This window comes from Serratia sp. GW822-FHT06D09, from assembly GCF_058799515.1.
The window spans coordinates 217739-230764 of sequence record NZ_JBXALO010000007.1 but is presented as its reverse complement, the minus strand read 5'-3'; the positions used below and the strand labels follow the sequence as shown (position 1 = coordinate 230764).

Here is a 13026-nt window from a genome sequence, read left to right as displayed (position 1 = left end):
ATCAGGGCGCCGCAAGGCGCCCTGTTCATATCAACCCAGGAACATTTTCCGCAGGTAATGTGGCACCGCGTCGTCGACGTTTGAGCCAATGACTTCCAGCTCAGGCAGTTTATCTTTCAAACGCTGATGCGCGTCGCGCATGATGCAGCCTTTACCGGCCATCGACAGCATTTCCAGATCGTTCATGCCGTCGCCGAAGGCGATGCACTCTTTCAACGTATAACCGATGATCTTGGCCACTTCTTCCAGCGCATGCCCTTTTGACACGCCACCCGCCATCACTTCCAGACAGGTTGGGAACGAGAAGCTGACGTTAACCCGATCGCCCCAGCGTGCATTGATGGCATCTTCCAGCGGCAGCAGCTTTTCGTGATCGTCGCAGGTGAAGTACACCTTGCACACGCCGTCGGTTTCCAACAGGCCCGGTTCGAACAACTGATACTGGAAAATGGATTCCTGGAAAAACTCTTTCTGTTCAGGGCTTTCGCGGTTGATGTACCAGTCGTCGTTGCGGTAGACGTTGGTGGTGATATCGGCATCGTTATGCAGCATGCCGTAAAGGTCGCGGGCAATGTCTTCGGCCAGGTTATGGCTGAAAATCAGCTCACCGTCGGTGTTGTGCACGCGAGCGCCGTTGGACGTGATCATAAAGGCGCTGATGTCGAGGTTATCGCGGATCTGCGCAACGTCGATATGGTGACGCCCGGTAGCGAAGACGAAATGTACCCCACGCTGGGTCAGCAGCTTCAAGGTCTCTTTGGCGTACGGGGACAAGGTGTGGTCAGGTGACAGCAGCGTGCCATCTAAATCGGAAGCGACGACGTGATACATAGCGGTATGTTCTAACCTCTGATGGAGTGGTCGGCGGTAGGGGTACCACCTAAGTGTTGAGCAAAGAAACGCAGGATTGCGTTCAGTGCTTCGGCGCGCATCGCGTCCCGCTCAAACAGGATCTCATGCCGTGCGCCTTCGATAACCTGCGGTTTTTCCCCTTCGCAAGGGTGCCCCGCTTCTGACAATGCCTGACAAAAAGCCTGGTGAGAGCGGTTGTCGACCACCCGATCCTCCCCGGCCTGCAATAACAATAGCGGCGTAGTGATGTTAGCCGCCTGAGCGATGATATCCCGACCGGCCTGGAGACTTTCTCGCACCCAATGGTAAGTGGGCCCCCCCACCTGCAGCTCGGGATAGTCGGCGTAATAGCGCAAGCAGCGCCGATAACGTTCACGGCTGTGGGTCAACACGTTGACCACGTACGGCAGTGGCCGCCACTGGCCGGTGCCTATCGCATAGTACTCACGCACCTTCGGGTGCTTCTCCGCCCAGTCAAGAATGCGATTGGCCATCCAACCCGGCATCGGTAAATAAATGCCGAACATTGGCGCACAAAACGCGGCGGCGTCAAAGGCCTGCGGCTGACGAGCCAGGAATTGCGCCAGGATCGCGCCCCCCATTGAGTGCGCCAGCGCAAAGCGTTGCCGGTAACCGCGCGGCTTCACTTCCTGCTGATAGAACTGGGTGAAATCGTCGACGTAATCGCTGAAGTTTATCACATGACCACGGTGCGTATCCGCCAGCAAACGGCCGGAACGGCCTTGCCCACGGTGATCTAAAATCATCACATCATAGCCACACTGGAACAGATCGTAGGCAACCTCAGGATATTTAACGTAACTTTCGATGCGGCCGGGGCTTACCACCACCACCCGCTGATGACGCGCAGAACAGAATCGTACGAAGCGGATGGGTACGCCGCCAACGCCGATGAACTCGCCCTCCTCACGCAGCCGCCAAAAGTCCAGCAGCGGGCCGGTGGCGAAAGCAGCAAACTGCGTTTCACGCGTTAACCAGTCATCGGTGCTGAGAGTAAACGACGTCATCAAATGCTTTTCCCTGAGCCGCCAGCGGTAAAAATGTGACCGCTGGCACAAGAAATAATACTAGCGTATTGTGATTCAATTCCTACAAAAACCGAATCATTTTGGCACAAATTGGCGCTTTCAGGGAGCACTGCAATGACTTTGGACTGGTGGCTAACCTACCTGCTGACAACCCTTATCCTCAGCCTGTCACCCGGCTCTGGAGCGATCAACACCATGAGCACCGGCATCAGCCACGGTTATCGTGGGGCAGCAGCCTCGATCGCCGGGCTGCAGGTCGGGCTGAGCCTGCATATCCTGCTGGTGGGCATTGGCCTGGGGGCGCTGATCTCGCAGTCGCTGATGGCTTTTGAATTGCTGAAATGGCTGGGTGCCGCTTATCTGGTGTGGCTCGGTATTCAGCAGTGGCGCGCCGCCGGTTCGCTGGACTTGCATACGCTGGCGGGCACCATGCCGCGCCGCCGTCTGTTCCGCCGCGCCGTGCTGGTGAATCTGACCAACCCGAAAAGCATCGTTTTTCTGGCGGCGCTGTTTCCACAGTTTATTTTGCCCAATCAGCCCCAAGCCGAGCAGTACCTGGTACTCGGCGTCACTACCGTGGTGGTCGATATCATCGTGATGATTGGCTATGCCACTTTGGCGACCCGTATTGCCGGTTGGCTGAAGACCCCACGCCAAATGCAACTGCTGAACCGCATCTTTGGCTCGCTGTTCATCCTGGTCGCAGGGCTGCTGGCAACGGCCCGAAAAGCCTGATGCAAAAGGGCCGAACATCGCTGTTCGGCCCTCTGGTTCACTGCCCCAAAATTAACGGGTAAAGATCAGGTGCAAGCCGAAACCGGTGAACAACACCCCCGCCAGTCCGTCGATCCATTTCGCCAAGCGTTGATAGCCCCGGCGCATTGCCGGTAGCGCAAACACCACCGCCACTAGGCTGAACCAGACAAAAGTCTCGGCGATGATCAACAGGAACAGCCCCCAGCGCGCACCGGCGCCCACGTCGTCACCGACAAACAGTGAGAACACGCTGCCGAAATAGATAACGGCCTTTGGGTTTGACAGGTTGGTCAGAAAACCGCGAATAAAGCTGCGTCCCGGCTTAGGCAAGGCCACTTTCACTTCCGGTGCTGGCGTTGATTGCGCATTCTGAGAGCGTGCGGAGCGCAGCAGCTGCCAGCCCATCCAGCACAGGTAAATCCCCCCGCCCACCATAATAACCTGATGCAGCCAGGCCATTTTTTGCAGGATCAGGTGCAGGCCCATCAGCGCCACGCCCGCCCAGACAACGATGCCCAGCGAGATGCCCACCACCCCCATCATCGCCTCACGGCGTGAACGGCTGGCGGCGGTTTGCGAAACAAAAAAGAAGTCCGGCCCCGGGCTCATCAGCGCAATCAGGTGCACCAGCGCCACGGTCAGAAATAACATCAGCATGATTTACTGCCCTTAGTCTTCGTCATTATCGAGATGATCGCGGATCATCGCCATAAACGGGGCGCCAAAACGCTCCAGCTTACGCTGGCCAACGCCGTTAACGCTCAACAGATCGCCGGCCTTGATTGGCATCTGTTCCGCCATTTCCAGCAGCGTAGCATCGTTAAACACCACGTAAGGCGGAATATTTTCTTCATCGGCAATCGATTTACGCAGCTTGCGCAGTTTGGCAAACAGTTTGCGATCGTAGTTGCCGCCGTAGGATTTCTGGTTGGCACTGCCACGCGATTTCAGGCTTTGAATGCGTGGCACCGCCAGTTGCAGCTCCAGCTCGCCGCGCAACACCGGGCGTGCGGCCTCGGTCAGCTGCAATGCCGAATGCATGGCAATGTTCTGAGTAATAAACCCCAGGTGGATCAACTGACGCAGCACGCTGGTCCAGTGTTCGGTGGTTTGGTCGCGGCCAATGCCGTACACCGGCAGCTTTTCATGGCCGTATTCGCGGATACGCTGATTATTGGAGCCGCGTAACACCTCGACAATGTAGCCCAAACCGAAACGCTGCCCGACGCGATAGACACAAGACAGTGCTTTGCGCGCATCTTCCAGCCCGTCGTAACGCTTGGGCGGATCCAGGCAGATATCGCAGTTGCCGCAGTTCTGATGTTTGCCCTCGCCAAAATAGTTAAGCAGCACCAGGCGGCGGCAGGTTTGCGCTTCGGCAAATGCGCCCATGGCGTTCAGCTTGTGGCGCTCGATGTCCAACTGTTGTCCGGCAGGCTTTTCTTCCAGGCAGCGGCGCAGCCAGGCCATATCGGCCGGGTCATACAGCAAGATAGCTTCGGCGGGCAGGCCATCGCGCCCGGCACGGCCGGTTTCCTGATAATAAGATTCGATATTGCGCGGAATATCAAAGTGCACCACAAAGCGCACGTTCGGTTTATTGATGCCCATGCCAAAGGCGACGGTGGCCACCACCACCTGTAAATCGTCACGCTGGAACGCTTCCTGCACCTGGGCGCGGCGATCGTTATCCAGCCCGGCGTGATAGGCACCCACGCTCAGCCCACGGCTTTGCAAGCGCGCGGTGGTGTCTTCCACCTTGGCCCGGCTGTTGCAGTAAATAATGCCGCTTTTGCCGCGTTGGTCCTGTACAAAACGCCACAGTTGATCGAGAGGTTTAAACTTCTCCACCAGCGTATAGCGGATGTTCGGCCGGTCAAAGCTGCTGACCTGTACCAGAGGGTCCTGCAGTGCCAGCAGGCGCACGATGTCGCCACGGGTAGATTCATCGGCTGTCGCCGTCAGGGCAATTACCGGCATGGCGGGGAAGCGTTGCTTCAACTGCCCCAAGGCACGGTATTCTGGGCGGAAGTCGTGGCCCCACTGCGAGATACAGTGTGCTTCGTCTACTGCCAGCAACGCCGGCGGACAGTGGTCGAGCAGATCGAGAAAGCTGTCCATCATCAGCCGCTCGGGAGCGATGTACAGCATTTTGATCTGGCCGCTGCGGCACCCCGCCATCACTTCGAGCTGCTGCTCACGCGTTTGCGTCGAGTTGTAGCAGGCGGCTGAGACACCATAGGCCAACAGCTGATCGACCTGATCTTTCATCAGCGAAATCAACGGGGAAACCACTAACGTCAGGCCATCCATCACCAGCGCCGGGATTTGATAGCACAACGATTTACCGCCGCCGGTCGGCATAACAACCAGGCAATCCTGCCCGCCGATCGCCGTGTTGATAATCGTTTGTTGACCCGGTCGGAATTGCTGATAGCCGAAGGTATCGCGTAATACCTGCTCTGCCAGCAACTCTTTGTTTATCACTGCTGCGGTTGACACACACTTCCCCATTTTTTGCTGCGTAGCGACGCCTGTATGACGGCCGGATTACATAATATCGTTAAGCATGACACCAACGCCAACCCGTGTCTGCCGGAAGTTGTAATCAATCAAGGATTCGCCGTAACCGCTGAAGACTTGCGTGTAGAAACGCACGTGCTTGCTGATCGGGTAGCTCCAGCCCATTTCCGCGCCGCCGTAGCCGCTGTTCCAGTTATAGTGGCTGTCGACGCTGAAGATGCTGTCACCCCAGGCATAACCGACTTTCAGGCGGTAGTAGCCCATGTATTTGGTGATATCCGGGTTATCGTCGCTGCTGCTGCTTTCCGAGAAACGGAACCAGGGCTTCAGATCCACCTGCCAGTTGCCGTTTTGCGCCATAAAGCGCGCGTAACCGCGGTTCCAACTGCGTGAGGTGGGATCAGAACGGCCGTTGGACTGGTGATTGAGGCCCACTTCCACATCGCGCAATGTCCAGCCGGCGAAGCGGTAATCGGTCGCCCAGCCGAGGAACACCTGCGGTTCGTAGTTGGTTTCGCGAAACGGCGATGATTCACCGTGGTTGGAAAGCTGCCACCAGGAGCGCTGAGTATAAGATGCACCCAGCACCGAGTTGTCGCCGGCAATGCCGCGCCACAGTGGGAATGCCAGACTAAGCTGGAACTTCACCTCGTCCTTGCGGGCGTTATCGGACCAGTTATAGGACTGGATGGCTTCTTTATTGATATTGCTGGTATCGGTATACAACACATAGTTGGTTTCATACGGATACAGCGTAAATGGGTTGTCGTGATCCTGCAGCATGTTGGCAATAATGCTGCCGCGTACCGCCGGTTTATCATGAATTTGCTGCTCTTTGGCTTCTTCCGCCTGTACCAGCAGCGGCGCGGCCAGCGTGGCCAAAACGATCCCTGACAAAATGCGCATAACGTTCCTCACCCCAACAAAAAATGACAAACTCTGAAATAAAAACAGGCCATTTTACACACAAAGGAGATTTTACAGCAGCACGGCGTGTATTTATTGGATTAGTCTGGAAAGCAACAAAATATAGGCATAATATCAACAAACGGTTAACCTGGACTGACCAGTTTACTTCCCTACGACACAGAACAAGAATGGGTATTTATGTCTACCACACCACTCACACTAGAAGCCGCACGCCAAAAAATTGGCGAAATCTTTGTTTATCACATGCCGTTTAACCGCGAGCTGGGTCTCGAGCTGCGCCGCTTTGACGACGACTACGTGGAGCTGAGTTTCACCAATCAGCCCAAGCTGGTTGGCAATGCGGCCCAGAAGATCCTGCACGGTGGGGTGATCGCCTCGGTGCTCGACGTCGCCGCCGGGTTAGCCTGCGCCGGTAGCGTGCTGATGCGCCTGGATCCACTGATCGAAGAAGAAGTCGCTAGCCGTCTGTCGCGCATGGGCACCATAGATTTGCGCGTTGATTATCTGCGCCCGGGCCGTGGCGAGCACTTTATCGCGGCGGCCAGCGTATTGCGCAGCGGCAACAAAGTCGCGGTCGCCCGCGTTGAACTGCATAACCACGATGGCCTGCACATCGCCAGCGCTACCGCGACCTATCTGGTCGGGTGATTGTATGCGGTGAGGCTCTTCAGTACACTCACCGCATCTCCGTTTTTCCCATCTGAGTAACGTCATGGACGCACAGCAAACGCGGCAGGGCATCTTCTTTGCTCTGGCCGCCTATTTTATTTGGGGCATAGCTCCAGCCTATTTCAAACTGATCCAACAGGTACCTGCGGATGAGATCCTCACCCACAGGGTCATTTGGTCATTCTTCTTTATGCTGGCGCTGATCACGCTCGGGCGTAACTGGTCGCAGGTGCGCGCCGCCTGCCACAATCGCAAACGGCTGTTCTTGTTGGCGGTGACCGCGGTGTTGATCGGCGGCAACTGGCTGCTGTTTATCTGGGCGGTGAATAACCACCATATGCTGGAAGCCAGCCTGGGGTATTTCATTAACCCGCTGGTGAACGTGCTGCTGGGGATGCTGTTCCTGGGTGAACGTTTCCGCCGCATGCAGTGGATAGCGGTGGTACTGGCATTTGCCGGCGTGTTGATTCAGCTGTGGCAATTCGGTTCGCTACCGATTATCGGGCTGGGGCTGGCATTTAGCTTTGCGTTCTACGGTCTGCTGCGCAAGAAGATCGCCATCGACGCGCAAACCGGCATGCTGATTGAAACCCTGTGGCTGCTGCCGGTCGCGGCGGCGTATCTTTTCCTGTTCGCCGACAGCCCAACCAGTCACCTGAGCGCCAACCCTTGGTCGCTGAACCTGCTGCTGGTAGCAGCCGGCATCGTCACCACCGTACCGCTGCTGTTCTTTACCGCCGCAGCCACCCGCCTGCGCCTGTCGACACTCGGCTTCTTCCAGTATCTCGGCCCCACGCTGATGTTCCTGCTGGCCGTCACCTTCTATGGCGAAACTGTCGGCCAGGACAAGCTGGTGACCTTTGGCTTTATCTGGGCCGCACTGCTGTTGTTTATCCTCGACGCGCTCTATACCCAGCGCAAACTGCGTTGAAGCAGCGCTAAGTTGAAGCCGGGGTGGCGCGGTTAGAAATGAATCGTGCCATCGCCGGGCCAGTCAGCAAGATGGTGAACAAGCGCAGCGTCTGCATCGCCATCACGAAAGACATGTCGACCCGACTGCCGGCGGCGATGATCGCCACGGTATCCAGCCCGCCCGGGCTGGTCGCCAGATAGGCGGTCATCAAATCCACCGGCAGGAAACGCGTCAGCATCCATGCCAGCAGACCGCAAAACAGCATCAGCGCGACGATCGACACCACCATCTGCGGCAAGGTACGCAGCGCCAACAAAAAAATCGGCCGGGTGAAGCGCAGCCCGACGCTCCAGCCAATCAGGGTATAAGCCAGGGCCAACAGCCATTCCGGCACCTGTAACGCCATGGTACCGCTGGAATGCAGCGTCGCGCCGATGATCATCGGCAGCAACAACGCGCCGGAGGGAATACGCAACCGGGGGCCAAGCCAGGCGCCGACCACGGCAATGCCCAGCGTCGCCGGGAAACGCCAATCCAGTGAAGGGAACCACTCCAGCATCGCGCCGCCATGCCCCGCTTCATCACCCAACCCAATGCGCGCCACCATCGCCGCCGCGGTTGCGACAAACAGCACCCGCAGGTATTGCATAAACGCCACCAGCCGCACGTCGGCACCGAAATCCCCGGCCATCGCCACCATCGCCGATGCCCCGCCGGGCGATGAACCCCAGGCACCGGTTGGCCCTGGCAGACTGCTATAACGCACCAGACACCAGCCTGAAACTCCGCTGGCCAGCAGCGTAGCGATCAACACCAGCAGCACCAACGGCCAGTCATCCAGTAACGGTGTGAGAATAGCAGGAGAGAGACTTTGCGCGATCATGCAGCCCAGCACCGCCTGTGCGGCGATGAACAGGTAACCTGGAATGCGAACAGTGGCGCCCAGCAGCCCCATGGCCACGCCGACAATCATCGGCCCCAGCAACAGTGCAGCGGGAATATGGAATCTTTGCAGGCCAAACCCCAGCACCAGCGAAGCCAGCAGCAGGATCGACCATTGGATCAAGCGGGGAAACCTCTCCATCAAAACGCATGCCTTACGGACAGATAAGCCAAAGGGGCATTCTACCCCTATTTAGCAGGCTAAGCGTTGGTCGACAGCAGAAATATCGGGCGAACAGGTTCGCCCGTCAGCTTACAGCCAGTTCTTGCGTTTGAAGTACAGATACGGGGCCAGCCCCGCCAGGATCATCAGGCTGATGGCGCCCGGATAGCCGAACGACCACTTCAGCTCCGGCATAAACTCGAAGTTCATCCCGTAGCTTGAGGCCACCAGCGTCGGTGGCAGGAACACCACCGACACCACCGAGAAGATCTTGATGATGCGGTTCTGTTCGATATTGATAAAGCCCATCGCCGCCTGCATCAGGAAGTTCACCTTCTGGAACAACGATTCGTTGTGTGGCAGCAAAGATTCGATGTCGCGCAGCACTTCACGCGCCTGCTCCAACTGACCGGTCGGCAAACGCGCCTTACGCACCAGGAAATTCAGCGCACGCTGGGTATCCATCAAACACAGTCGCACTTTCCAGCCGATATCTTCCAGTTCGGCCAGCGTCGACAGTGCTTCGTCGTATTCATCGCCCTGATGGCCTTCCATGATTACCCGGCTGAGCTTTTCCAAATCGCTGTAGACGTTTTCAATTTCGTCCGCCAACTGCTCAATTTTGGTTTCGAACAGATCCAGCAACAGCTCGTAAGCGTTACCGTCCACCATCGTCAGGTTACGTGCGCGCATGCGGTACAGGCGAAACGCCGGCAGCTCACGCTCACGCAAGGTATACAGACGGCCATCACGGATGGTGAAAGCTACGGTGGAGTTACCGGCATGGTCTTCCGCATCTTCAAAGTAGAAGAAGGAGTGAATATGCAGGCCGTCTTCGTCTTCGAAGAAACGCGCGGAAGCTTCGATATCATCCAGCTCCGGACGTGTCGCCAGGCTTTGGCCCAGCTCGTTTTGCACGCGTTCACGCTCGCCTTCTTCCGGCTCAACCAGATCAACCCACAGCGAGGTGGTGAGATCATCGGAGTCATCCAACTCCAGACGGGACAGGCGGCTTTTATCTAATTTAAACGCGCTCAGCATCTGCTAAAACTCCCTTAGGGTGACAGGGGTAAACAACGCGTGGAAGCACAGAAACAGAGGGATGTTGCATCACCAGCTTGTTTCAGACCATGAAGGATCTGACTCGTAGCGACACTGAAGAGGTCGCCGACAACCACGAAGGCTATCAGCTCGATGGGATAGCCTTAGAAGTTGTACCTGTTGTTGTCCAGGTCAGTGAGCCAGTATCTACTGGGTGTGTCCAAGGCGTATGTCCTCATTGATAATAGTGCGCGCATGTTACGCCGAGAAGAAAAAGTCTGTCAACCGGTTAGGCCCGATAATTGCGCAACAATTCATCGCCATAACCAATGGGACAAAATCGGTTTAATCCGTGATAAAGGGTAACGAAAAAGTCGCGGGGATCTCTGACCGCGTCCGTGAATATTGCTAATATGAAGCCACGATAAGCTTGCGGACTTTAACGATGAAACAGATTACCGCCCACGACCTGACCGCCATGAGTGAGCAGGCCGCTAAAGTGGCTCGCCTGCGCGCGCACCGTACGTTACACGACGAGTTGAGCGAGCCGGTGCAGCGACTGGCGATTGCCATGGAACCTGGCACCTATATTCGACCGCACCGCCATCCACAAACCTGGGAACTGTTGACACCGCTGCGCGGCCGCTTTGTGGTATTGCAGTTTAATGAGGAAGGTGTCGTCACCCAACGCACGCTGCTGGGTGAAGAAACCAAAGTACTGGAGATGCCGGCGTTTACCTGGCATGCCGTGCTGTCGGTTGATCCCGGCGGCGTGGTGTTCGAAGTAAAACAGGGGCCTTATCAGGCGCTGTCGGAAGAGGACTGCATGCACTGGGCTCCTCCGGAAGGTGGTGAAGGCATCGAAGCTGTTATGCGCTGGTATGCCACCGCGCAAGTTGGCGATCGCTTTACCCGTACGCTTTAAGCCTGAGTGCTGGGGCGAAGAGATTCGCCCCTTTGGGTTCGGCGGCTACTGCCCCGCTACACCGTTTCCAGTCTGGCATAGGCGGCCACCAGCCACTTGATGCCTTCCCCTGGGAACGCAATTTGCAGTCGACTGTGTTCGCCGCTGCCTTCCAGATTGACGATGGTGCCTTCGCCAAATTTAGGGTGACGCACTCGCTGCCCCAGCTTGTAGCCGGTATCGTTTTCACCGATCGGCGTGCCCATACGACGATGGCTCACCGGTCGCGATACGCTGGCACGCAACCGCACTTCTTCCACGCACTCCTCCGGCAGTTCACCGATAAAACGCGAAGGCCGATGGTAAACTTCCTTGCCGTACAGACGACGCGTTTCGGCATAGGTCAGCGTCAGTTTCTGCATGGCACGCGTCAGGCCAACGTAGGCCAGACGACGTTCTTCTTCCAGCCGCCCGCCTTCATCCAGCGACATCTGGCTCGGGAACATCCCCTCTTCCATACCGACGATAAACACCAGCGGGAACTCCAGCCCCTTGGCCGAGTGCAGGGTCATCAACTGCACCGCATCCTGATAGGCATCGGCCTGGCCTTCGCCCGCCTCCAGCGCAGCATGCGACAAAAATGCCTGCAGCGGCATCAGATCCTGATCTTCATCCTGATAGCTGTATTGACGGGTTGCCGTCACCAGCTCCTCAAGGTTTTCGATACGCGCCTGGCCTTTCTCGCCCTTTTCCTGCTCATACATAATGAACAGCCCCGAATCGCGGATCACCCGGTCGGTCTGTACGTGCAAGGGCATATCGGCGGTTTCATGCGCCAGGGAATCTACCAGTTCGGTAAAGCGCTGCAGCGCAGAGGCCGCACGGCCGGCCAGCACCTTGTCTTGCAGCAGGGCGCGGGTGGCCTGCCACAGGGTCAATTGACGATCGCGCGCCGTTCGACGCACTTCGTCCAACGTCCGGTCGCCAATGCCACGGGTCGGGGTATTTACTACGCGCTCGAACGCAGCGTCGTCATTACGGTTGGCTATCAGCCGCAGATAGGCCAGCGCATCCTTGATTTCCTGACGTTCGAAGAAGCGTTGCCCGCCGTAAATGCGGTAAGGCATGGCGGTTTGCAGCAGCGCCTCTTCCAGCACGCGCGACTGGGCGTTGCTGCGATAAAGGATGGCGCAGTCATTCAGTGCGCCGCCATTTTCCTGCCAGGTTTTGATGCGGCCGACGACAAAGCGCGACTCGTCGAGTTCGTTGAACGCACAGTAGATAGAAATAGGTTCGCCATCCCCGCCCTCTGTCCACAGGTTTTTACCCATGCGCCCGCCGTTGTTGGCGATCAGGGTGTTGGCTGCCTTTAGAATATTGCTGGTCGAACGGTAATTTTGTTCCAGAAGGACGCTCTGCGCACCGGGGAAGTCCTTCAGGAAACGTTGAATATTTTCCACCTGAGCGCCGCGCCAGCCATAAATCGACTGGTCATCGTCACCCACGATCATCACGTTGCTGTTATTGCCGGCCAGCAGGCGGATCCAGGCATATTGAATGCTGTTGGTATCCTGAAACTCATCTACCAGTACATTGGTAAAACGTTCGCGGTAATGGTTGAGGATATGCGGTTTGTTCAGCCACAGCTCATGGGCGCGCAGCAACAGCTCGGCAAAATCTACCAGCCCGGCGCGATCGCAGGCTTCCTGATAGGCCTGGTAGATACGCAACCAGGTTGCCTCCACCGGATTATTATAGGTCTCGACGTGTTGCGGGCGCAGGCCCTCATCTTTTTTGCCGTTGATGTACCACATCGCCTGACGCGGGGGCCATTGTTTCTCGTCGATATTCAACGCCTTGACGATGCGTTTGAGCAGGCGGAACTGGTCGTCGCTGTCGAGGATCTGGAAATCCTGCGGCAGATTGGCATCCATGTGATGTGCGCGCAGCAACCGGTGAGCCAGCCCGTGGAAGGTGCCGATCCACATGCCACCCTGACTGGTGCCAATCAGATGTTCGATACGGTGGCGCATTTCCGCCGCGGCTTTGTTGGTGAACGTCACCGCCATGATCGAATACGGCGAACAGTTCTCTACCGACAGCAGCCAGGCGATGCGGTGCACCAGCACCCGGGTTTTACCGCTGCCCGCGCCGGCCAGTACCAACAGGTTGCCACGTGGCGCCGCCACGGCTTCGCGTTGTTTTTCATTCAGGCTGTCGAGCAGATCGGAAACGTCCATAGGCACCATTAATTGGTAAGGGAAAGTGCGTCAGCGACGCGATT

General features: G+C 57.1%; 12 protein-coding genes. 4 read left to right on the top strand and 8 right to left on the bottom strand.

Annotation, left to right across the window (positions count from 1 at the left end; genetic code table 11):
• Positions 1-30 precede the first annotated feature (30 nt).
• Complete coding sequence (gene yigL, locus AC1RKG_RS17955) at positions 31-831, bottom strand: sugar/pyridoxal phosphate phosphatase YigL (protein WP_020824784.1); 801 nt, start codon at positions 829-831, stop codon at positions 31-33.
• An 11-nt stretch (positions 832-842) separates the two neighbouring features.
• Positions 843-1880: a lysophospholipase L2 gene (gene pldB, locus AC1RKG_RS17950; RefSeq protein ID WP_046374738.1), complete on the bottom strand. Its 1038-nt coding sequence runs from the start codon at positions 1878-1880 to the stop codon at positions 843-845.
• A gap of 135 nt (positions 1881-2015) precedes the next feature.
• On the opposite strand from pldB, the gene rhtB reads away from it, so the two are divergent.
• A complete protein-coding gene (gene rhtB, locus AC1RKG_RS17945; protein WP_020824782.1) occupies positions 2016-2636 on the top strand; it encodes a homoserine/homoserine lactone efflux protein in 621 nt (206 codons plus the stop codon).
• A gap of 51 nt (positions 2637-2687) precedes the next feature.
• Here rhtB and rhtC read toward each other — a convergent pair whose 3' ends face one another.
• From rhtC to pldA, 3 genes are read right to left on the bottom strand one after another with little or no spacing between them, the layout of a single operon-like run.
• Entirely contained in the window at positions 2688-3314 is a 627-nt protein-coding gene (gene rhtC, locus AC1RKG_RS17940) for a threonine export protein RhtC (RefSeq protein ID WP_020824781.1), read from the bottom strand.
• Positions 3315-3326: 12 nt separating this feature from the next.
• Positions 3327-5159: an ATP-dependent DNA helicase RecQ gene (gene recQ / locus AC1RKG_RS17935; RefSeq protein WP_020824780.1), complete on the bottom strand. Its 1833-nt coding sequence runs from the start codon at positions 5157-5159 to the stop codon at positions 3327-3329.
• Positions 5160-5207: 48 nt separating this feature from the next.
• Positions 5208-6086, bottom strand: coding sequence for a phospholipase A (gene pldA, locus AC1RKG_RS17930; protein ID WP_020824779.1), 879 nt, complete (start codon positions 6084-6086; stop codon positions 5208-5210).
• A 201-nt stretch (positions 6087-6287) separates the two neighbouring features.
• Between pldA and AC1RKG_RS17925 the strand changes: the two genes are divergently transcribed.
• Both AC1RKG_RS17925 and rarD read left to right on the top strand, forming a co-directional pair.
• Positions 6288-6758 carry a thioesterase family protein gene (locus AC1RKG_RS17925; protein ID WP_020824778.1) on the top strand — a complete coding sequence of 157 codons (471 nt, stop codon included), beginning with the start codon at positions 6288-6290 and terminating at the stop codon, positions 6756-6758.
• Between the two features lie 64 nt (positions 6759-6822).
• A complete protein-coding gene (gene rarD, locus AC1RKG_RS17920) occupies positions 6823-7710 on the top strand; it encodes an EamA family transporter RarD (RefSeq protein ID WP_020824777.1) in 888 nt (295 codons plus the stop codon).
• A 7-nt stretch (positions 7711-7717) separates the two neighbouring features.
• Here the strand turns inward: rarD and AC1RKG_RS17915 are convergent, their stop codons facing one another.
• Positions 7718-8776: an AbrB family transcriptional regulator gene (locus tag AC1RKG_RS17915; protein WP_046374739.1), complete on the bottom strand. Its 1059-nt coding sequence runs from the start codon at positions 8774-8776 to the stop codon at positions 7718-7720.
• A 111-nt stretch (positions 8777-8887) separates the two neighbouring features.
• A complete protein-coding gene (gene corA, locus AC1RKG_RS17910; protein WP_020824775.1) occupies positions 8888-9838 on the bottom strand; it encodes a magnesium/cobalt transporter CorA in 951 nt (316 codons plus the stop codon).
• 445 nt (positions 9839-10283) lie between these two features.
• On the opposite strand from corA, the gene AC1RKG_RS17905 reads away from it, so the two are divergent.
• Complete coding sequence (locus tag AC1RKG_RS17905) at positions 10284-10763, top strand: WbuC family cupin fold metalloprotein (protein WP_401661637.1); 480 nt, start codon at positions 10284-10286, stop codon at positions 10761-10763.
• 56 nt (positions 10764-10819) lie between these two features.
• On the opposite strand, the gene uvrD is transcribed toward AC1RKG_RS17905, so the two are convergent.
• A complete protein-coding gene (uvrD, locus tag AC1RKG_RS17900; RefSeq protein WP_046375101.1) occupies positions 10820-12982 on the bottom strand; it encodes a DNA helicase II in 2163 nt (720 codons plus the stop codon).
• Positions 12983-13026: the final 44 nt, after the last annotated feature.

Excerpts from the sequence above, each read along its gene's own strand:
- yigL (WP_020824784.1), bottom strand. The coding sequence starts at position 831 with ATGTATCACGTCGTCGCTTCCGATTTAGATGGCACGCTGCTGTCACCT.
- pldB (WP_046374738.1), bottom strand. The coding sequence starts at position 1,880 with ATGACGTCGTTTACTCTCAGCACCGATGACTGGTTAACGCGTGAAACG.
- rhtB (WP_020824782.1), top strand. The coding sequence starts at position 2,016 with ATGACTTTGGACTGGTGGCTAACCTACCTGCTGACAACCCTTATCCTC.
- rhtC (WP_020824781.1), bottom strand. The coding sequence starts at position 3,314 with ATGCTGATGTTATTTCTGACCGTGGCGCTGGTGCACCTGATTGCGCTG.
- pldA (WP_020824779.1), bottom strand. The coding sequence starts at position 6,086 with ATGCGCATTTTGTCAGGGATCGTTTTGGCCACGCTGGCCGCGCCGCTG.
- AC1RKG_RS17925 (WP_020824778.1), top strand. The coding sequence starts at position 6,288 with ATGTCTACCACACCACTCACACTAGAAGCCGCACGCCAAAAAATTGGC.
- rarD (WP_020824777.1), top strand. The coding sequence starts at position 6,823 with ATGGACGCACAGCAAACGCGGCAGGGCATCTTCTTTGCTCTGGCCGCC.
- AC1RKG_RS17915 (WP_046374739.1), bottom strand. The coding sequence starts at position 8,776 with ATGGAGAGGTTTCCCCGCTTGATCCAATGGTCGATCCTGCTGCTGGCT.
- corA (WP_020824775.1), bottom strand. The coding sequence starts at position 9,838 with ATGCTGAGCGCGTTTAAATTAGATAAAAGCCGCCTGTCCCGTCTGGAG.
- AC1RKG_RS17905 (WP_401661637.1), top strand. The coding sequence starts at position 10,284 with ATGAAACAGATTACCGCCCACGACCTGACCGCCATGAGTGAGCAGGCC.
- uvrD (WP_046375101.1), bottom strand. The coding sequence starts at position 12,982 with ATGGACGTTTCCGATCTGCTCGACAGCCTGAATGAAAAACAACGCGAA.